The organism is Marinifilum caeruleilacunae, assembly GCF_013141825.1.
GTDB lineage: Bacteria > Bacteroidota > Bacteroidia > Bacteroidales > Marinifilaceae > Marinifilum > Marinifilum caeruleilacunae.
The window spans coordinates 117,866-139,333 of the sequence record NZ_RZNH01000003.1 but is presented as its reverse complement, the minus strand read 5'-3'; the positions used below and the strand labels follow the sequence as shown (position 1 = coordinate 139,333).

The window sequence follows — 21,468 nt, the reverse complement described above, 5'->3', positions numbered from 1 at the left end:
CAATATGATTCGTATAGATTTAAATAGTGACCTTGGAGAGAGTTTTGGCAACTACAAAATTGGTATGGATGAAGAATTGATGAAATACATCAGTTCGGCCAATATTGCTTGTGGATATCATGCCGGAGATCCATTGATTATGGAAAAAACAATTCGCATGGCCCTGAAACATGGAGTGGCCATTGGTGCGCATCCGGGCTACCCTGATTTGATTGGATTTGGAAGAAGAAACATGTCGGTTTCCCTGGAAGAGTTGAAAACCATGGTGAAGTACCAGGTTTCGGCACTTAAAGGAATGACGGAAAGTTTGGGAGGCAAACTACAACATGTAAAACCACATGGTGCCATGTACAACCAGGCGGCAGCCAATCTGGATATGGCAATTGCAATAGCAGAAGGAATCAAGGAAATTGACCCTAATCTTATATTTATGGGGCTGGCAAATTCATGCATGCAGGAAGCTGCCGATAGTGTTGGATTGATATTCGCTTCGGAAATTTTTGCCGACAGAGCTTATACCGATGAAGGAAAGCTGGTACCAAGAAGTAGAGAAGGAGCTGTAATTCATGAGCCCGATATGGTTTGTGAAAGGGTTTTGGAAATGGTAAAACATGGAAAGGTGAAAAGCATAAACCGAAAAGAAGTTGCTTTAAAAGCTGATACCATTTGTATTCATGGAGATAATCCTGCAGCCTTCGAATTGGCAGTAAGGATTTACGAGTGTTTAGCAGAGAATGAAATTCAAATAAGGGCATTAAGATGATTGAATATATTCCATCGGGAGATTCTGCATTTCTGGTCAAATTTGGAAACGAAATTTCTGAAGAAATCAACCGGAAAGTAAGGGCTTACTTTATCGCTTTAAGCAATAAGAAATTGGAAGGGATTATAGAGTGCGTTCCATCTTATACCGATTTGATGGTGCTATACGATCCTTTGAAGATTCAGTACAAAAGTTTATTGAAGGAGCTGAAAATATTGGCTGAAAACATTTCGGAGATTGAAATTCCCGAGGCAAAAACTGTTGAGATACCAGTTTGTTATGGTGGAAATTTTGGGGAAGATATGGATGCTGTAATAGCACATACAGGTTTAAGAGAGCAGGAGATTATAGAGAAACATTCACAGAATTCTTACCTGGTTTATATGCTTGGTTTTACACCTGGATTTTGCTACCTGGGAGGCATGGATAAAAGTATTGCTACACCGCGAAAGGAAGTGCCAAGTCAGAAAATACTGGCCGGATCGGTAGGACTTGCGGCGGAACAAACCGGAATTTACCCAATTGAAAGTCCGGGAGGTTGGCAAATCATTGGCCGCACGCCATATCGACTTTTCGATCCGAATCGAAAGCCAGAGTTTCTATTGCAAGCCGGAGACTATCTTAAGTTTTACCCGATAAGCGAAGAAGAGTATTATAAATTAAACGAAAACGACTAATCATGGGAAAGATAAAGATTTTGAATCCAGGTTTGTTGAGTACCATTCAGGATGGAGGTCGTTTTGGATATCAGCAATATGGAATGCCTGTTGCAGGAGCCATGGACCTGCACTCCTTGCAATTGGCCAATTGGTGTGTGAGAAATCCTGCTCATGAGGCATGTATTGAAGCAACCATATTGGGGCCAACAATCGAATTTCAATCGGATACCTATATTGCGATAAGCGGAGCCACTATTCAGCCTTTCGTAAACGAGCAGGCAATAAATATGAATGCCGGAATTAAGGTACGCGCTGGCGATGTGTTAAGTTTTGGAAGCATTCAGACTGGCTGCAGAATTTATATTGCCATTGCCGGCGGTTTTGATATCCCGGAATTGATGGAAAGTAAATCGACTTACCTTAGGGGTAATCTAGGAGGCTTCGAAGGTCGTGCGCTAAAGGCAGGCGATGAGCTGGAAATTGCAGACTATGAAAGACGCCTAAAGGGTGTTGTGCCTGAAGAATTGATTCCAAATTATTCCAATTTTACTGAAATTCGGATTACATCGGGTGCAGAGATCAAGCGATTCACCATGGATGGAGTCAAAACTTTTCTCTGTTCGGTTTACAGCATAAGTCCGCAGAGCGACAGAATGGGTTACCGACTTTCAGGACAGAAAATTGAACATGCCAATGGGGCCGATATTATCTCTTCAGGAATTGTAACTGGAGCCATTCAGGTTCCTGGGCATGGAGAGCCGATTATCATGATGTCGGATCATCAGACAGTAGGTGGCTACACCAAAATAGCACAGGTCATTTCGGTCGACTTGCCTTTACTGGGACAAATGAAACCTGGTGATCAGATTAAATTTAAGGAGGTGAATTTGGATCAGGCTCAGCAATTACTATTGGAAAGAAACCAATGGCTTAAGCAACACGGAATCGAATAAAAAAAGGCAGGTTTTAAACCTGCCTTTCTGCTGTATTTTAGTGTGCAATATTTTCTACTTGCTGAGGATCGTGTTTGTGTTTGAACAGAATCCAGAAGAAAATTGCAATAACAAGCGAGTAAATTGCGAAGGTATTCCAGATATCCATCCAGATAAAATTACCATCGCTGCCAGTAAAGAATGTTCCGATAATAATACCGCTGATCCATGATCCCATAATGGCTCCAAAACCATTTGTCATCATCATAAACAATCCTTGTGCACTTGCTCTAATGCTTGAGTCGCATTGTGTTTCAACGAACAATGAACCCGAGATGTTGAAGAAATCGAAAGCCATACCGTAAATAATACAGGATAGAATGATCATCCATAAGCCTCCTGCAGGATCGCCATAAGCGAATAATGCAAAGCGAAGAACCCAAGCAACCATACTGATCAGCATTACCTTCTTTATACCAAATTTCTTTAGGAAGAATGGTATAGCAAGAATGAATAAGGTTTCAGAGATCTGAGAAATCGACATGATAATGGTCGAATATTTTACAACAAAAGAATCGGCATATTGAGGAATCTTTTCGAATTCTGACAAGAATCGATCACCGTACATATTTGTAAGCTGTAATGCTGCACCAAGGAACATTGAGAAAATGAAGAACAAGGCCATTTTGTAGTTCTTGAACAATTTGAAGGCATTTAAACCTAAAGTTTCAACCAAAGGAGCACCTTTTTGTCCCTTGTTTTGTGGCTTACACTGTGGCATACTAAAAGAGTAAGCTGCCAAAACGAAAGATACAAAACCAGCAATATAAAACTGATTTTCTGATGCTTTGGATCCTGTAAGGTTGGTTACCCACATGGCTGCAATAAAACCAATGGTTCCCCATACACGAATTGGAGGAAACACCTTAATTACATCGTAATTGTTGTTCTTTAAAACCGTGTACGATATGGTATTCATCAGGGCAATGGTTGGCATGTAACATATCATTGCCAATAAAATTACCGTAATGAACATTGCCGGAGTTTCGATCTGTGGAAGATACAACAAAGCAATACCACCCAATAGATGAAGGATACCATAAAGTCTTTCGGCATTCATCCATCTGTCGGCAATAATACCGGTTAGTGTAGGCATAAACAGTGATGAAATTCCCATGGTTGAGAAAACCGCACCAAATTCAGCAGGCGACCATTGTTTAGTTCCAAACCAATAATTTGCAATGGTTATTAGCCATGCTCCCCAGATAAAAAACTGTAGGAAGTTTAGTAGCGTCAATCGACCTTTAATTCCCATAATTCGTCGTTTAAATAAATAAGATTAGTAAATGTTTTTCTAAATGGTTTGGTTGTTCTAGTAGTTCAAAATTAATACAACGAATTGCATATCAATTTTAAAAGATCCAAATCTAACAAAAAAAGGAGAAAGGTAAAAGTGTTCGCTTAAAGCGATCAATTAAAAGCTGGAAAGCAGGCCAATAAATCGTGAATCTTACTGATAATCATTTCAAAAAATGATACTTTTGCTCCCTAAAACAAATGAGCAGATGCAGCTAAACAAAAGTTACCAAAGCAAACAGTCGGCAATAGAAAAAGTAAAAGAAGCAGTGCGAATCGCCTTGCCCAAAGCTTATTCGACCAGTAAATGGTTGCTAAGTATTATGCTACCAGTTTCTTTTGGAGTAATGATTTTAAATTACACCGGAATTTTGGCAATGGTATCGTCTTATTTATCTCCGGCATTTGAATTAATTGGTTTGCCAGGCGAATCGGCCTTTGTTTTATTAACCAGCATATTTACCAATATTTACACGGCAATTGCCGTAATTACCAGTCTCGAAATGCAGGGCAGGGTAGTTACCATTTTGGCTGTAATGTGTTTGGTAGCCCATGGTTTTGTGATTGAAACGGCAGTTTTAAAGAAAACAGGATCTTCTGTTAGCCGCATGATTTTGCTGCGATTGCTGGGAAGTTTTGCCATAGGAGCTGTCTTAAATTGGCTCTTACCAGGCGAAGCAATTCAAAATATCAGTAGTATAAATCTAGAAAAGGAATCATTCTCTGTAATGTTTATGAATTGGGCCGAATCATCACTAATTCTAACTGTAAAAGTCATTGTTCTGATTACTTTATTAATGATTTTTCAAAAAATCCTCGAGCTTTTTGGAATCATCAGGTGGATTTCCAGGTTTTTAAAACCATTACAAGTGGTGATGGGATTGCCAGAGTCGACATCATTTTCGTGGATTGTTGCCAATACTTTAGGCTTGGCCTACGGCGCTGCCATTATCATGGAACAGGTAGAAGAAGGAAAAATGAGTAAGGATGATGCTGATTTGCTGAACCATCATATTGCTGTATCGCATTCGCAATTGGAAGATCCATTGCTTTTTGCCGCCATTGGTGTTCCATTAGGCTGGATGATAATACCCCGATTGTTACTGGGAATTCTGGTAGTTTGGATGTGCCGACTGGAGCGATACATTAAAAAGGCAATTGGTAAAAAAAGTTAAAGTAATTGTGATATGCTAGATACTATTTGTGAATTAATGTATCTTTAAAAATTAAAATTTCGAGCTGTAAAATTATGCAACAATATCTTCAACTATTAGAAAGAGTTCTTGAGGAAGGGAATAAAAAGGAAGACAGAACAGGAACCGGAACAGTTAGTGTTTTCGGGCATCAGATGCGTTTCGATTTGTCAAAAGGTTTTCCAGTTCTGACCACCAAGAAACTTCACTTAAAATCGATCATTCATGAATTGCTTTGGTTCCTGCAAGGTGATACAAATGTAAAGTACCTTCAGGATAATGGGGTTCGCATTTGGAACGAATGGGCCGATGAAAATGGAGATTTGGGCCATGTATATGGTTACCAGTGGAGATCCTGGCCAAAAGAGAACGGAGAGTCTTTGGATCAGATCAAGCAGGTCGTTCACGATATTAAAAACAATCCTGATTCGCGCAGGTTAATTGTAAGTGCCTGGAATGCTGGCGATATTGAAAATATGGCTTTGCCACCTTGTCATGCCTTATTCCAGTTTTATGTAGCAAATGGAAAACTTTCCTGCCAACTGTATCAGCGTAGCGCAGATATTTTTCTTGGAGTGCCTTTTAATATTGCCTCCTATGCATTACTTACCTTGATGATGGCACAGGTTTGTGATCTTGAACCGGGAGAATTTGTGCATACATTAGGCGATGCTCATATCTACATGAACCATCTTGAGCAGGTGAAATTGCAGTTGAGCAGGGAACCAAAGAATTTGCCACAAATGAAAATTAATCCTGATGTGAAAAGCATTTTCGACTTCAAATATGAAGATTTCAGTCTGGAGAATTATGAAGCTCATCCTCACATTAAAGGAGCGATATCGGTTTAATTACGAATTAACAATTACGAATGAAAAAGATCAATGTATTGCAACAAAAAAGTTTTGATTTTGCAGTTCGGATTGTGAATTTGTGTAGGTACTTAAATGAGGAAAAAAAGGAATATACCTTAAGTAAACAGCTATTGCGTTCAGGTACTTCAATTGGGGCTAATGTTGAAGAAGCTATTGGAGGACAGAGTGAAAAGGATTTTTTTGCAAAGCTAACTATAGCATATAAAGAAACAAGAGAAACACATTATTGGGTGAGATTGCTATCAGCAACTCATTACTTAACAAATGGTGAAGGACAAAGTCTTTTAGATGATACTGAAGAGTTATTAAGAATAATTGGGAGTATCCAAAAGACAATAAAGTCTCGTAATTCGTAATTAATAATTCGTAATTCTATGAATATAGCTATTATAGTTGCCGCATCAAGAAACAATGTTATCGGAAAAGATAACCAGCTTATATGGCGCCTTTCGGCAGATTTGAAAAGGTTTAAAGCATTAACAACCGGGCATACCATTATTATGGGAAGAAAAACTTTCGATTCTATTGGAAAGCCACTGCCAAACCGCACATCGGTAATTATTACCCGACAGGAAGACTACAAGCAGGAAGGATGTATTGTGGTTCATTCTTTGGAAGAAGCACTTGAAGCGGTAAAAGATCAGGAAAAAGTATTTATTATTGGAGGAGGAACAATTTACGAACAGGCTATGGAAAAGGCCGATGAATTGTACCTTACCCTGGTGCACAAGGAGTTTGACGGCGATACTTTCTTTCCAGAAGTAAAAGCTGAAGAATGGGAATCGGTAGCAAGGGTGGATTGTATGCCCGACGAAAAGAATGAATATCCATATTCATTTATCGATTACGTAAGAAAATAATACCAGGTAAATCAAAAATAAGTGGTATAAAATGAATTTTAGATTTTTAAAAATAGCGTTGATGGCATTGTTCTTTTTGGGAACGGCTCATTCATGTTCAACAGGTTCCGATCCGGAGGATATAATAGAGGAAGTTTTTTCGGTTCCGGCTGAGTATTGCCTCTTAATTAATAATGGAATGAACGACATTATTATGGATGTAAATGCCATAGTTATGAACAACCTCGAAACTGTAAAGGATACCATCGACGATGAAATTGCAGACTGCGTTACTCCGGTGATTCATCGTACGAATAGCATTATTGATTCGGTAGTGATTGATTATGGAACATCAAATTGTACCTCGATAGGAGGAAGATATACGGGTAAAGTAATTGTAGATCCTGATGATGAAAACTTATTGGATTTTGAAATCAGGTTTACCGATCTAGTGGTGAATGGATTTGATGTAAGTGGAAAGATGAGCTTTAACGTGATAGGAAGAGAAGCAGGTCGAAATTTTTCGGTTGCTGCTACAAATGTTCAGTTCTCGTTTAAAGATTCGGATGAAAATGATATTATTTTTCCGATGACCTCGTACGAGGCCACATATACCTATGTGAGAAGCGAGGAAGATGATATGGATTATGTGGATGATATCTATACCATCACCAATGATGTTGCCATTACTTATCCTGATGGGGCACTAATGACTTTAACCAGTCAGTCGGACCTGACTTATGCTTATACATGTAAAAATGTAATTGGAGGCACTGCATTGTTTACCCTGCAAAATGTAGGCGAAGGTATCGTAAATTACGGGGGAGGCGATAGCTTTGACGATTGCGATGGTGATGTAAGCGTGAGCGCCGAAGGATCGACCATTACCATTAGTTTGTAAACAGATTACAAATCTTGATATAAAAAAATACCGGAGCTTTTCTCCGGTATTTTTTTTATCTGATTCCGATACAATTAATGCCTGGTATCGGTTATGCGACTTTTAAACGCTTTAGATTTACTTTTTCAAGTTTCTCGCTAGCGTATTTACTATCTATCGAAATTTTCTTTTCTTCTCCCGAAGGCAATTCAAACATTGCATCCATCATAATGGCTTCGCAAATTGAGCGCAGTCCACGAGCACCCAATTTAAACTCAACTGCTTTATCAACAATATACTCAAGCGCACTCTCGTCAAAAGTTAACTCAATATCATCGATCTTAAATAGCTTGGTGTACTGTTTTACAATCGAGTTTTTTGGTTCGGTTAAGATGTTGCGAAGCGCTTCTCTATTAAGAGGTTCCAAATAAGTTAATACTGGCAAACGACCAATAATTTCAGGAATTAATCCGAATGATTTCAAATCCTGAGGAGCAATATACTGTAGGAAGTTTTCCTGATCAACCTGCTCTTTTTCCTTACTTGCATTAAACCCAACAACCTGGGTGTTCATTCTTTGCGCAATCTTTCTTTGAATGCCATCGAAGGCTCCACCACAAACAAAAAGAATGTTTTTCGTGTTCACCGGAATCATTTTCTGATCAGGATGCTTACGACCTCCCTGAGGTGGCACGTTTACAACCGAACCTTCCAATAATTTAAGTAATCCCTGCTGAACACCTTCTCCCGAAACATCACGAGTGATTGATGGATTATCGCTCTTACGAGCAATTTTATCGATTTCGTCAATAAATACAATTCCTTTTTCGGCAGCTTCAACATCGTAGTCCGAAGCTTGTAAAAGTCTTGTTAGAATTGATTCAATATCTTCACCCACATAACCTGCTTCTGTTAATACAGTAGCATCAACAATGGTAAAAGGAACATGCAACATTTTAGCAATGGTTCTTGCCAAAAGCGTTTTGCCGGTTCCAGTCTCACCCACAAGAATGATATTCGATTTTTCAATCTCGATATCTTCATCATCTCTCTCCTGAAGTAATCTTTTGTAATGATTGTAAACCGCAACGGAAAGGTATTTTTTAGCTTCTTCCTGACCAATTACATACTGATCGAGGAAAGCTTTAATTTCCATTGGTTTCAACAATTTTATCTCTTTCAGGTTAAGATCCGAACGATTTTTTAATTCTTCCTGTACAATAGAATACGCCTGGTCAATACAGCTGTCGCAGATATGACCACTGATTCCTGCAATCAGAAGATTTGTATCTTTCTTCTCTCTCCCGCAAAACGAGCATTTATCCATGATATTGATTTATAGTACTAAAAATGCAAAGTTAATGATTTTACGATTAACTCTGCATTAGGTTTGTTTTGATTTTGAGATGATTGATTATTTCTCGCGCATTAGCACTTCATCAATCATACCATATTCTTTAGCTTCCATGGCTGTCATCCAGTAATCACGGTCGGAATCTTTTTCTACTTTTTCGTAAGTATTTCCTGAATGATCAGCAATAATGGTATACAATTCTTTCTTTAATTTCAAGATTTCGCGAGCGGTAATTTCGATATCCGAAGCTTGACCTTGTGCACCACCCATTGGCTGGTGAATCATGATTCTTGAGTGTTTTAATGCAGAACGTTTGCCTTTTGTTCCGGCAGTTAGCAATACAGCGCCCATCGATGCAGCCATACCAGTACAGATAGTGGCAACATCACACTTAATGTACTGCATTGTATCGTAAATACCTAGTCCAGCATGAACCGAACCACCTGGCGAGTTAAAATAAATCTGAATGTCCTTCGAAGGATCGGTAGATTCAAGGAACAATAACTGAGCCATGATGATGTTGGCAACATAGTCATCAATCGGAACACCAAGGAAAATGATTCTATCCATCATCAGACGAGAGAAAACATCCATTGATGCAACGTTTAGCTGTCTCTCTTCAATAATTGTTGGAGAAATATAGCTGTTGCTAATCGAAGTATATTTATCTAATGTCAGGCTGTTAATGCCCATGTGCTGTGTGGCAAATTTTCTGAATTCGTCTTTTGGTACCATATAGATATGATTTTAAATTTCGTAGACCTAAATTAGTTAAAATTTCTCCATTTGAAAAGAAACATTTAACAAAAACCTGTTTAAGGATCAAAAAGAAAACCACGCCTCAATGAAGCGTGGTTTTTTCTGTATTGTAAGAGTTTCTCTTATTCAAACATTTTGTTGAATTCTTCTGTAGAAACTTCTTTTTCTTCAATTTTGATAGCACCTTTCAGGAACTCAACAATTTTGTTGTCGATCATTCTTTCGTAGATCTTTCTTTGTTCTTCCTGATTTTGCATCATTTGCTGAGCGTAGTTTGTCAAGTACTCTTCTGGTACATCCATCATACCGTACTGCTGGAACTGCATTAAAGCTTGTTGCTTAGCAAATTCCATAATTTCTTCCTGCTCAACTTTAAGTTCGTTTTCTTCAGTCAATCTGTTTTTAATCAACTGCCATTTGAACTCGTCAACGTAGTTTGCGAAATCTTTCTCAACTTGCTCTTCGTTCATTTCTTTGTTGGTTGCAATAATCCAACGCTTCAAGAATGCTTCAGGAAGATCCATTTTCGATTTCTTCACCAATTTCTCTTTTGCATCAATCAAGAATTTGTAATCGCTATCGTTAACCAATTGTTTTTCGATATCTTCTTTGATTTTGGCTTTGAATTCTTCTTCAGAAGAAACAGTTCCTTCACCAAATACTTTATCGAATAATTCCTGGTTCAACTCAGCATTAACAAATTTGTTAATTTCTGTAATTGTGAATTGGAAATCAGCATCTAAGTTTTCAGCTTCTTCTTTAGCAATATTAAGCATAGAAGCCAAGTCAGTTTTGTTAGCGAAAGCTTTAGCTGGGTTGAATACCACAACATCATCTTTCTTAGCACCAACAAATTTCTTCTTCGCATCTTCATCAGCCATATATTCTAATGAAAGTGCTACATCGTTGCTAGTAATTCCTTCTTCAACAAGTTTGCCTTCTGCGTCAACTTGTGCGAAGTTACCTTTCAAAAGTTCTTTTTCTTCAACAGCTTCAGCTGGCTCGTTTGATCCGAAACGACGAGCGTGCATTTCAACACCATTCTCGATCATTTTTTCATCAACAGCAATTTTGAAGAAAGTCATCTTATCTCTTTTGCTAAGGTTAAGAGTGTATTCTGGAGTCAAAGCAATATCGAATGCAAATTCGAAATCGGTATCTTTTTCCCAGTTGATTTCTTTTTGCTCAGTTTCGTTAGGAAGTGGCTCGCCTAAAATTTTCAAATCATTTTCGCGAATGTACTTCATTAGCTCCTCGCTAAGAAGTTTGTTCACTTCGTCAGCTAAAACAGGAGTACCATACATTTTCTTGATCACACCCATAGGTACTTTACCTTGGCGGAAACCATTGATATTTGCTTTTTTACGATAGTCTTTTAAAACATCGTTTACACGACTTTCATAGTCTTCTTTAACAATCTGTAATTTGATTACAGCGTTTAAATCATCAATGTTGGTTTTTGTGATGTTCATTTTTTAGCTATTAAAAGATAAAACCTTATTAATTGAAAAAAAACCGCTCAACCATCGATACATCGTATCTTAAGTATGGGCGGTTTAAGGTTATTTTTTCTGTAGTGCGGATGAAGGGACTCGAACCCCCACGCCTTACGGCACTAGATCCTAAGTCTAGCGCGGCTACCAATTACGCCACATCCGCGGGTTAATTGCGGTGCAAATATAGAGCTGTTTTTTATAATTTGCAATAGCAATTGTAAAAAAAATGAAGATTTTTTTACAGAATAATCAGGGGTAAAAATCTATAAGTAAAATACAGTGGCCGGAACCAACTGTATCCTTTTATTTTACTGGTTTTCTAAGTTCGAAATTCTTTCCTAGATATACTCTTCTTACATCTTCGTCGGCAGCCAGTTCTTCGGCAGTTCCCGATTTTAAGATGTTACCTTCAAACAACAAGTAGGCTCTTTCGGTAATCGAAAGTGTTTCCTGTACGTTATGGTCGGTAATCAGAATTCCAATATTCTTGTCTTTTAAATGACGAACAATATCCTGTATGTCTTCTACTGCAATAGGGTCTACACCTGCAAAGGGTTCGTCCAGCAAAATAAATTTTGGCTTGATAGAAAGAGCTCGTGCAATTTCGGTTCTGCGTCTTTCTCCACCAGACAACTGAATTCCCAAACTTTTCCTGATTTTTTGAAGGCTAAATTCGTTTAGCATCTCTTCCAGTCGGTGTTCCTGGTACTCTTTTGAGAAATCGGACATTTCCAGTACCGACTTAATGTTGTCCTCAACACTTAGCTTTCTAAAAACTGATGCTTCCTGGGCCAGGTAGCCCACACCAAGCTGAGCTCTTTTATAAACAGGTTCCTGGGTAATTTCACGATCATCAAGGAATATTCTACCTCCATTGGGTTGAATCAATCCCACAATCATGTAAAAAGATGTTGTTTTACCTGCACCGTTCGGACCAAGTAATCCAACAATTTCACCTTGTTTTACATCAACCGATACGCCTTTTACAACCGTACGACTTTTGTATCTTTTAATTAAATTCTCAGCTCTTAATATCATTCTTGTCCAATTGTTTTAATCATGTGGAGTTTTGCAAATATAGGAAAGATATCATTAGAATGTGATTTGTAGCATCGCGCGAATGCCAAAATCTTCAAAATCCTGGTACGGATTATCATCCAGGTGGGTCAATCGCCACATGGCATCAATTCTAATAAATTTGAAAATGTTTTCGATTCCGATACTTGCCTCAAAATATGGCTTGCTCACATCCGATAAGCCTTGTGGAAATTGCATGTATGCTTCGCTGTTTGCCAAAGCTCCATTGTTCTTGTCGCTCAAGTTTCCAATCAATCCTTTCCCCGAAACCACGGTTCTCCACTTCAATTTGCGGAACAATGGAATGCGATTAAGAATTAAGCCATTGAAATGATGCTCTACAAATAAACTTGCATATTGGTCACTTGCAAATTCGTAATAGTTCATCATGTTAAAGGCGTAAGGATCGAAAGCATAGGTCTCGTTCCCTTCGTGCAAATGCAATAAAGGGTAGGGCACTTTACCGAATAGCTTTCCGGCCGAAGCAAGAAAATACAGGTTCCCAAGTGGTGGCAGCTCAAATGTGTGTTCAACACTTAAGTCGATTTTCTGATAATCGTAATTCGAACCCAGTACATCTTTCATTCCCATAGTTAGATATAGGTTAATGATAGGTACTGGTCCGCCCAGGTGAATTCTTTCAAATTCGCCCATTACCACTTTTTCGTTTTTGGTCCAACGAGTTCTCAGCTCCAGCTCCGAAGTTGTAATTCGGGATATTGGATCCCCAAATCGATCCTGGAATGGAACAAATTCTGTTGGCTTGATATCTCGATATCGAAATTTTAATGTATTTGAAAAACCTTGAAACCACTCCTTCTCATAATGAGTTTCGAATTGGTTCAACATGGTTAGTTTGTTGTTCGGATTTCTTTTTAGCAAAGAAGCCAGGATGTTCCCTTCGGTAAATGCATTCGGACTTTTTCCAAGCTGATGAATATCGTGCTTGTATTGCATTCCAAAGGTTTCTCTTGGTAGCTTGTTAATCATATAAAGGAAACCTAAGCCATATTTCAGTTTTTCATCTTTTGTTCCATAAGCCAAATGGCCATTTAGCATGATTTTGGTACTGAAGGCATTCGAGGTTCTACCCCCAAACATGAATCGGTTTCCTTCAATTTCGTTGAAACTGTATAGCTTATAATAAGGACCGTATTCAAAATTTCCATGTACATAATAACCTGTAATAAATGTGGTGACTACATCGACAATATTCTTATAAAGCGGAACATTCTGTATGGAGTCTACCATTGCATAAATGCCCGATTCGCGTTCCGATAATTTATATGGACGAGCATTGTCCCAATACTCTTTGGGTTGTGTTAAAGCATCCTCATTAACAATTACATTGTTATCTAGCTTGATAATTTCTTCCTGCAAAGGCACATTTACCTTTACATTTTTATAGGAGACAGTCTTTCTTCCGAAGAATCCCATTTGCTTTGTGGAATCTTTTTCGGATAGCATGAAATCGACAAAAAGATTGGATTTTTTTAAAAACCAGGTGGTATCATTCAGCTGTTGAAATTCACTGTTGCTCACCAAATCTTTTACCCAGTTCAGGTTTACATCTTTGGCAATTCGCATTTGCATATTCTGGATGGCGAAGGTGGTATCAGCAACCCAAAAATCTCCAATAAAGGTTGGTTCTTGTTTTCTTTTTGGCTTAAAAGACATGTGATAACACCAGTTTCCATCGCGATATGCACTATCGGTTAGATAGTATTTGTAGTATCGCAATCCACCATCTGCAATCGGGCTCACAAAACCCATGTCGAATAAATCGATAAAATTATCGTAGATGTTTACATTTTGATGCAATTGTCCGGTAAACTGAGCCAAACTGGCATTGTCCTGAATACCCGACATCTGTGATGCCTTAATTACCTCGCGTTCAACTCTTGGTTTATCCTGGTAATAGTAATCGGACAGTGATTCTGTAATAAAGATTGGAAGATATGGTTTCCCTGTAATTACAGAGGTATCCATATAATCGAAAACAAATTGGAACTGGCGCATGATTTTCTTGTCCTTAAAATCATCTTTGATGTTGTTCAGGTCCATTTCCATTTTTGTATAGGTTTCGGCCTGGAAAGAATTAAATCGCGACGGATTGTTTTTTTTCTTGTTTTTGATGATTTTACGAAGTAGAACATGAGCAGGATTTTCGCCTGGCACAACAACAACCTCTTGTAAATCGAATGTTTCCGCTTCCAATTCAACATTTAAGGTTTGAAACTTGCCTTTCTGAACGGCAAACACTTTTTCTTTGTATCCAACAAAAGAAATGTGAATGGAATCTCCTGGTGTTCTGGTTTCCAGGAAATAATTTCCATCAAAATCGGTAGTGGTACCAATTGTGGTTCCTTTGTAAGCAATATTTACGAATGGTAAAGCTTGCTTGGTTTTGGAATCAACAACCTGCCCTCTAACTTTGGTAGATTGACCTGCAGCATTAAAGCTGAACAGAGACAATAAAAGAACGATTAAAAAGAAATATCCTTTTTTTAATATCTGCATCTTCATAAATAAATAATGTCTGAGTAATAACACTCAGACTTAAATAATGTTTAATACAATTATTTGTTGTTTGTATTACTCTTGAGCCAATTCAGCTTCTTGTTTCTTCTGAATTCGCTTCGAGATTTTAATACCGATTTCGTAAAGCAACATTAAAGGCATACAAACCAAAACCTGACTAAAAATATCAGGAGGAGTAATAATTGCTGATAAAATCAGAATTAATACCACAGAATGCTTTCTGTACTTTTTCAAAAAATCAGGAGTTACCAAACCAATTTTACTTAAAAAGAAAATTAGAACTGGTAGCTCGAAAATAACTCCACTTGCCAACACAATTGAAGTTACCGATGAGATGTAGGATTTTAGATTAATTTGGTTCATCACCTGATCACTTACGCTGTATGATCCTAAGAAGTGAACCGATAGTGGGGTAATAACATAGTAACCGAAAAGAACACCTAAGGCGAACAAAAAGCTGGTGTAAAAAATTGATCCGCGTGCGTGTTTCTTTTCGTTTGAGTATAGTGCTGGTTTAATAAAGCACCAGAACTCGTAAAAAATATATGGAAATCCTGCAATAATCCCGGCCACCAGCGATACACTAATGTGTGTGGCAAACTGTCCTGCCATATTGATATTGATGACCTGGAATGGTGCAGTATTAATTTTTAAAGCTTCAACTCCAGTAAAATCACCAAGTTTTGCGAACATTTTATTGGTGAAAAAATCTGGATTTTTAGGAGCTAAAATCAAATAATCAAAAATGAAATCGTAAAATACAAAAGCCGCAACGGCAAAAACAAGTACCGCAATTACAGAGCGCATCAGGTGCCATCTTAACACTTCAAGATGCTCCAGAAAGCTCATTTGATTTTCTTCCGACTGTTGTTCTTTTTCTGACATAGTTAATTATTTTGTGAAGCTAAGATATTAAACAATTCCTTCTTTCAAAATATCGTGCAGATGAACCATGCCGATATATTTTCCTTCGTCAACAACTGCTAATCCTGTAATGTTGTGTTTTTCCATGGTTTGGAATGCATTTATGGCCAATACATCCGAACTGGTTGTTTTTGGAGTTGTTGTCATAATATCTTTAGCCGTAAGGTGGCTTACATCTTCGTTTTTTTCCAACATTCTTCGCAAGTCACCATCGGTAATAATCCCTAATAGCTCATCATTTTCGTTAACAACAGCCGTTGAGCCCATTCTTTTCGAAGAAATTTCAAGAATGATTGGTCTTATTTTTTCATCTAAAGCCACTTTTGGAGGATTTTCGCTGGATACCAAATCGCTTACACGTAAGTATAATTTTTTACCCAATGCACCTCCTGGATGGTATTTAGCAAAATCTCTATCGGTGAACTGACGACATTCTAAAAGTGACACAGCCAGGGCGTCGCCCATAACCAATTGGGCTGTAGTTGAATTAGTAGGTGCTAAGTTATTTGGACAAGCCTCTTTTTCAACTTTTGCTTTTAATACATAATCCGAATTGAGAGCAAGGAACGAATCCAGTCCGGAAACCATTGCAACCAGTTTATTGCCCATATTTTTGATAAGTGGCACCAAAACTTTGATTTCTGGAGTATTTCCACTTTTTGAAATACAGATTACTGTGTCGTTTGGACGAATCATCCCTAAATCTCCATGAATTGCATCTGCAGCATGCATGAATAGAGCCGGAGTGCCAGTTGAATTAAGGGTTGCTACAATTTTATTCGCAATGTTAGCGCTTTTTCCAATGCCCGTAATTACAACTCTTCCATTACTTTCCAGTATTAACTCAACGGTTTTTACAAAATCTTCGTCAATGTAATTTTTTAATTGATAAATGGAATTTGCTTCCTCTTCTATCGTTTTTATTGCAATATTTTTAATATCCTCTGTTGACTTCACAGTAGCTTGATTTTTTGTTTGTACAAAGCTAACTAAACTCATTTATTTCGATTTATACTTTCCAGTTAAAATCTGTTAAAAGCTAAAATCGTTTTGAATTGTACAAGTGTTTATCTAAATTTAAAATACAAAAGTATCTAATTTTTGTAATTCGGGGATTGCTGATGATGTAAAAATCATTGGTAAAAAAAATTACGGTCGTTAATAAAATATTAATTTAGCGGGCCGCATAGCAAAATTGTAAGCATATCTAATAAAGCATGGGAAAAAACTTTGAATTATCATCTAATTTAAAGAAGTATTTTGGATTCGAGCATTTCAAGGGGAATCAGGAGCCTGTAATTCAAAATATACTAGATGGGAACGACACATTTGTGTTGATGCCGACAGGGGGAGGAAAGTCACTTTGTTACCAGTTACCTTCATTAATGTTAGAAGGTACTGCAATCGTTATATCTCCGCTTATTGCGCTGATGAAAAATCAGGTTGATGCAATGAGAAACTTCGGGGAAGATGATGGAATTGCTCACTTCTTGAACTCATCTTTGTCTAAATCGGCAACCTTGAAGGTGAAAGAAGATGTAATAGAAGGGCGTACAAAATTACTGTATGTCGCTCCAGAATCTTTAACCAAGGAGAGTAATATTGAATTCTTAAAGCAGGTAAAGATTTCTTTTTATGCTGTTGATGAGGCTCATTGTATTTCTGAGTGGGGGCACGATTTCCGACCAGAGTACAGAAAAATCAGGCCAATAGTGCAGGAAATAGGAAATGCACCTATTATTGCTCTTACAGCAACTGCAACACCCAAAGTACAGCATGATATTCAAAAGAATCTTGGTATGTTGGATGCAACGGTTTTTAAATCGTCGTTTAACCGACCAAACTTGTATTATGAGGTACTTCCAAAAGTAAATGCAACCAAAGAAATCATAAAATTCATAAAGGGAAATACTGGCAAGTCGGGAATTATCTACTGTTTGAGTAGAAAGAAAGTAGAAGAGCTTGCTGAAACCCTACAGGTGAATGGAATCAAGGCTGTACCATATCATGCTGGTATGGATTCATCAACCCGTTCGGGAAATCAGGATAAATTCCTGATGGAAGATGTAGATGTTGTGGTGGCTACTATTGCTTTTGGAATGGGGATTGACAAACCAGATGTGCGATTTGTGATTCATTACGATATTCCGAAAAGTTTGGAAGGATATTATCAGGAAACGGGTAGAGCAGGTCGCGATGGCGGCGAAGGGCGATGCCTTACTTTCTATAGTTATAAAGATATTCAGAAGCTGGAGAAGTTTATGCAGGGGAAACCAGTTGCTGAACAGGAAATTGGGAAGCAACTCTTGATGGAAACCGTTTCCTATGCCGAATCGGCAGTTTGTAGAAGAACTGTTTTATTGCATTACTTTGGAGAGAAACATACACAAGAAAATTGCGGAAGTTGTGACAACTGTCTGCATCCGAAAAAGGAGTTCCAGGGAGAAGAATATGTTGTGAAAGCTTTAAATCTGGTGAAAGAAGTAAAGGAAAGATTTAAGGTGGATCACCTTGTGAATATTTTAATCGGATCGCAAAATTCAGCTATCAAATCATACAAACACGATCTGCTGGAACAATATGGAAGTGGCGATGAGAAAGATCAACATTTCTGGAATATGGTTTTCCGTCGTGCACTTATCAATTCATTTATCGAGAAAGATATTGAGCAGTATGGTGTAATTAAAATTCGACCAGAAGGCCACAAATTTTTGGAAAGTCCATATCCATTCATGTTAACCGATGATCATGACTTTGAAGGAGTAGATGCCGAAGCTCCGAAGAGTGGTGGTACTGCAGCAGTGGATGAGGCCTTATTATCGATGCTTAAGGATTTAAGAAAGAAGGTAGCCAAGCAAAAAGATGTGCCTCCTTATGTGGTGTTCCAGGATCCTTCCCTGGAAGAAATGGCCATTCATTATCCAACCACAATTGAAGAATTGGCACATATACAAGGTGTTGGTGGAGGAAAAGCCAAGCGATTTGGAAAGGATTTTATTGCTTTAATCGGGAAGCACGTTGAGGAAAATGATATCGAAAGACCTCAGGATTTGGTGGTGCGATCGGTTGCTGACAAATCGAAGTTTAAGGTTTATATTATTCAAAGTATAGATAGAAAACTGGACCTGGAAGATATTGCCGAAGCCAAGGGGATGGAATATGAAGATCTGCTGAAAGAAATGGAGGCGATCGTTTATTCGGGAACCAAGTTAAATCTTGATTACTACGTTGATGAGGTAATTGATGAAGATAAGCAAGAGGAGATCCTTGATTATTTCTACGAAGCTGATTCGGATAATATTGATGATGCTTTGGATGAATTGGGAGAGGAAGATTATTCGGAAGAAGATATTCGTTTGATGCGAATCCTGTTTCATTCGGAAAATGGTTTGTAAAAACACATGAATATATTACAGAAAAAGGCTGCAAATTTTTGCAGCCTTTCTTTTTATTTTATGATTTCCGATCGTTTAAATTTTTTCTTTTCATCGAATAGTTTTCGATAGGTATGGTGTGTTTTGTACACTTCGGCACCGATGTGTTTCATTAAATGACTCATTCTAGGGTTGAAATCGCCAATCCAATTCATTTCAAGTGTTTTGAATGGGAAACTTTTATCCCAACCAGATTTTGAAAACTCATAAATCATGGCAGCTTCGATTCCACGCTTTTGGAATTCTGGCACAACACCAAATATTAATCCAATGGCATTTTTATTTTTTTGGAAATATTTATAGTACAGAAACCTAAGTTTGCCGTACAAATTAATTTTACCATTGATATGCATCAGGTATTCATTTAAATCCTGAATCATGATAAAGAAACCAATGGGTTGATCTTTATGGTAGGCGAACCACATTAGTTTTTCGTGAATAATTGGCTTAAGTTCGGCGAACAAGTTTTGGGTTTGATACTCGCTAATGCCTTCGATTCCGGGTATTTCTTTTACCCATGCTTCGTTGTAGATATGTACAAAATCCTTAATAAACCCATTTGTTTTTGATTTTGAAAAGTGCTTTACTTTATAATCCGGATTTTTTGTTAATCGATCAGCCTTCCATTTGATGATATCGCTTACGCTATCAGGAGAAAATATGGTTTTGTAGGTAAACTGTTTGAAGTAAACCTGGAATCCATACTCTTCAAAATAACTTTTGTAATAAGCTTTGTGATATGGCATGTTATACACCGGACGATGATCTCCTTCTACATGTAATCCCCACCATTGGTGTCTTTCGCCAAAATTGACTGGGCCATCCATTGCCTCAATATTTCTCTCCTGTAGCCATTTTTTACAATGATCGAAAAGAAAAAAAGCAGCTTCTTTGTCTTCGATACACTCAAAAAAACCCATTCCACCCGTGGGCTGATCATTCAAATCTTTTGTTTTGTGATCGATAAAAGCGGCAACACGACCAATGGTTTCATTGGAATCGTTCATTAGAATCCAACGACCACATTCTCCATGCTGAAACATTTTATTTACTTCAGGATTAAAAATGTTATCGATTTCAAAATCGAGAGGTCTTACCCAGTTTTTTTCATTTCGATACAATCGAACAGGCAATTCGAGAAATTCCTTTCTGGATTTATCATCGTTTACCTCTATGATCGTAAAACTTCCCATCTTAAGCTTGAGCTTTGTTTTTGATTAATTCTTTTCTGTTGGCAAAAGGAAGAGCAATTACAGAGAGTGCCCCAACAATAATAATCATGGCTGTTTGTGCACCATGAACTACCAAGGCAAAACTTCTCGACATGCTTTCAATATTTTGAACACCCGGAAGGTAAACAAGCAATGTTCCTATTACCATAAAATGCCAGGCACCAATACCACCCTGCACCGGAGCTACCATACCAAATGCACTCATTACAAAAACAGTTAAACCTGCCAATGCCGGAAGGTTAGAAGTAAATCCAAAGCTAAAGAAACAAATGTAGGTCATTAAGTAATACATCAGCCAGATAAAAACGGTATGCAGTACAAATGGCCATTTGTTTTCAATTTTTTTGATGGTTCTGAAACCATCCATGAAATTCTTTAGGGTTTGATCTATTTTTTTGAAAAATCTTGTGTGCTTGAATTTTTTTCGAAGCAGCCAAACAACAAGAACAATTGCCAATACAGTATATAAGGTATATGCCGAAGCAAAAACATTTGATAGTTTTTCGCTCACCTCAGGATTGTTGGTAAAGAAGTTCGCGATAACCGAAAATTGTGTAGATAAGGCGATCAAAAGGAAAACGAAAAGCATGATGATATCCAGAACGCGTTCGAGTACTACGGTACCAACCAACTGCGAAAAGGAAATTTTTTCATACCTGCTGATAATCCCACATCTCGAAATTTCTCCCATTCTGGGCAGTGCAAGATTTGCAAAATACCCAACCATAACAGCCAGAAAAGTATTGACTGTACGTGGTTTTTTACCCAGCGATTCGATTAATAAGTTCCACCTGATGGTTCTGCTGATATGACTGAGCAAACCAAAGAATAATGAAAGTAAAATGTAGTAATAATTAACATCGTGTTTAATCGTGTGAAGCAGTTCCGATGCATTTTGATCGCGATATGTGATCCAAAATAAGAAGGCTCCTATCGAAAAGAAGATTAAAAATTTGAGAGTATTTGCGAGCTTTTTCTTCAATTTTAATATTTTTAATGTTAGAATTTTTACAGAAAAAACTAACAATGATTAATTTTTCGGCGCGAATACCGACTTATTCGGTATTAAGTCCTAATTTTGCCGAGCATTAAAATAAGCTACAAAAATAAGTAAATGTTTGTAATCTCCTTTGAAAAGATTCCGAATTTAACTT

Annotated in this window: 19 protein-coding genes and 1 tRNA gene; 9 read left to right on the top strand and 11 right to left on the bottom strand. The window is 37.7% G+C overall.

Translation table 11 applies throughout. From position 1 onward, the window contains the following. Nucleotides 1-4: 4 nt before the first annotated feature. From ELS83_RS03265 to ELS83_RS03255, 3 genes are read left to right on the top strand one after another with little or no spacing between them, the layout of a single operon-like run. Entirely contained in the window at nt 5-763 is a 759-nt protein-coding gene (locus ELS83_RS03265) for a LamB/YcsF family protein (RefSeq protein WP_171594096.1), read from the top strand. Then, nucleotides 760-1,440 (top strand): 5-oxoprolinase subunit PxpB, encoded by a 681-nt coding sequence (pxpB, locus tag ELS83_RS03260; RefSeq protein ID WP_171594095.1) that lies wholly within the window; start codon nt 760-762, stop codon nt 1,438-1,440. The genes ELS83_RS03265 and pxpB overlap by 4 nt, the downstream gene beginning before the upstream one ends. A gap of 2 nt (nt 1,441-1,442) precedes the next feature. Beyond that, nucleotides 1,443-2,375, top strand: coding sequence for a 5-oxoprolinase subunit C family protein (locus ELS83_RS03255; RefSeq protein ID WP_171594094.1), 933 nt, complete (start codon nt 1,443-1,445; stop codon nt 2,373-2,375). 37 nt (nt 2,376-2,412) lie between these two features. Here the strand turns inward: ELS83_RS03255 and ELS83_RS03250 are convergent, their stop codons facing one another. After that, on the bottom strand, nt 2,413-3,669 hold the full coding sequence (locus tag ELS83_RS03250; RefSeq protein WP_171594093.1) for a nucleoside permease: 1,257 nt from the start codon (nt 3,667-3,669) through the stop codon (nt 2,413-2,415). A gap of 250 nt (nt 3,670-3,919) precedes the next feature. Here ELS83_RS03250 and ELS83_RS03245 point away from each other — a divergent pair, with 250 nt between their 5' ends. From ELS83_RS03245 to ELS83_RS03225, 5 genes are all read left to right on the top strand, one after another. Then, complete coding sequence (locus tag ELS83_RS03245; RefSeq protein WP_171594092.1) at nt 3,920-4,885, top strand: nucleoside recognition domain-containing protein; 966 nt, start codon at nt 3,920-3,922, stop codon at nt 4,883-4,885. Nucleotides 4,886-4,959: 74 nt separating this feature from the next. Continuing rightward, nucleotides 4,960-5,754, top strand: a complete 795-nt coding sequence (locus tag ELS83_RS03240) for a thymidylate synthase (RefSeq protein ID WP_171594091.1) — start codon at nt 4,960-4,962, stop codon at nt 5,752-5,754. 20 nt (nt 5,755-5,774) lie between these two features. After that, entirely contained in the window at nt 5,775-6,134 is a 360-nt protein-coding gene (locus ELS83_RS03235; protein ID WP_171594090.1) for a four helix bundle protein, read from the top strand. Between the two features lie 18 nt (nt 6,135-6,152). Continuing rightward, a complete protein-coding gene (locus tag ELS83_RS03230; RefSeq protein ID WP_171594089.1) occupies nt 6,153-6,638 on the top strand; it encodes a dihydrofolate reductase in 486 nt (161 codons plus the stop codon). A gap of 61 nt (nt 6,639-6,699) precedes the next feature. Next, entirely contained in the window at nt 6,700-7,518 is an 819-nt protein-coding gene (locus ELS83_RS03225; RefSeq protein ID WP_171594088.1) for a hypothetical protein, read from the top strand. A gap of 91 nt (nt 7,519-7,609) precedes the next feature. Here the strand turns inward: ELS83_RS03225 and clpX are convergent, their stop codons facing one another. The 8 genes from clpX to ELS83_RS03185 all read right to left on the bottom strand — a co-directional run bounded on the left by clpX (nt 7,610) and on the right by ELS83_RS03185 (nt 16,605). Further along, entirely contained in the window at nt 7,610-8,824 is a 1,215-nt protein-coding gene (clpX, locus tag ELS83_RS03220) for an ATP-dependent Clp protease ATP-binding subunit ClpX (RefSeq protein WP_171594087.1), read from the bottom strand. 87 nt (nt 8,825-8,911) lie between these two features. Next, entirely contained in the window at nt 8,912-9,586 is a 675-nt protein-coding gene (gene clpP / locus ELS83_RS03215) for an ATP-dependent Clp endopeptidase proteolytic subunit ClpP (RefSeq protein ID WP_171594086.1), read from the bottom strand. 146 nt (nt 9,587-9,732) lie between these two features. After that, on the bottom strand, nt 9,733-11,082 hold the full coding sequence (gene tig / locus ELS83_RS03210) for a trigger factor (RefSeq protein ID WP_171594085.1): 1,350 nt from the start codon (nt 11,080-11,082) through the stop codon (nt 9,733-9,735). Nucleotides 11,083-11,187: 105 nt separating this feature from the next. Further along, nucleotides 11,188-11,269 (bottom strand) — tRNA-Leu (locus tag ELS83_RS03205). 140 nt (nt 11,270-11,409) lie between these two features. After that, nucleotides 11,410-12,144 (bottom strand): LPS export ABC transporter ATP-binding protein, encoded by a 735-nt coding sequence (gene lptB, locus ELS83_RS03200; protein WP_171594084.1) that lies wholly within the window; start codon nt 12,142-12,144, stop codon nt 11,410-11,412. 54 nt (nt 12,145-12,198) lie between these two features. Further along, the gene (locus ELS83_RS03195) at nt 12,199-14,709 is read right to left on the bottom strand and encodes a DUF5686 and carboxypeptidase-like regulatory domain-containing protein (RefSeq protein WP_171594083.1); all 2,511 of its coding nucleotides are present in this window, start codon (nt 14,707-14,709) and stop codon (nt 12,199-12,201) included. 69 nt (nt 14,710-14,778) lie between these two features. After that, nucleotides 14,779-15,609 (bottom strand): twin-arginine translocase subunit TatC, encoded by an 831-nt coding sequence (gene tatC / locus ELS83_RS03190; protein ID WP_171594082.1) that lies wholly within the window; start codon nt 15,607-15,609, stop codon nt 14,779-14,781. Nucleotides 15,610-15,636: 27 nt separating this feature from the next. After that, entirely contained in the window at nt 15,637-16,605 is a 969-nt protein-coding gene (locus ELS83_RS03185) for a KpsF/GutQ family sugar-phosphate isomerase (protein WP_216616340.1), read from the bottom strand. 260 nt (nt 16,606-16,865) lie between these two features. Between ELS83_RS03185 and recQ the strand changes: the two genes are divergently transcribed. Beyond that, on the top strand, nt 16,866-19,043 hold the full coding sequence (recQ, locus tag ELS83_RS03180; RefSeq protein ID WP_171594080.1) for a DNA helicase RecQ: 2,178 nt from the start codon (nt 16,866-16,868) through the stop codon (nt 19,041-19,043). 53 nt (nt 19,044-19,096) lie between these two features. On the opposite strand, the gene ELS83_RS03175 is transcribed toward recQ, so the two are convergent. Both ELS83_RS03175 and ELS83_RS03170 read right to left on the bottom strand, forming a co-directional pair. Then, nucleotides 19,097-20,275 (bottom strand): hypothetical protein, encoded by a 1,179-nt coding sequence (locus ELS83_RS03175; protein WP_171594079.1) that lies wholly within the window; start codon nt 20,273-20,275, stop codon nt 19,097-19,099. Nucleotide 20,276: 1 nt separating this feature from the next. After that, the gene (locus ELS83_RS03170; RefSeq protein WP_171594078.1) at nt 20,277-21,296 is read right to left on the bottom strand and encodes a lysylphosphatidylglycerol synthase transmembrane domain-containing protein; all 1,020 of its coding nucleotides are present in this window, start codon (nt 21,294-21,296) and stop codon (nt 20,277-20,279) included. Nucleotides 21,297-21,468: the final 172 nt, after the last annotated feature.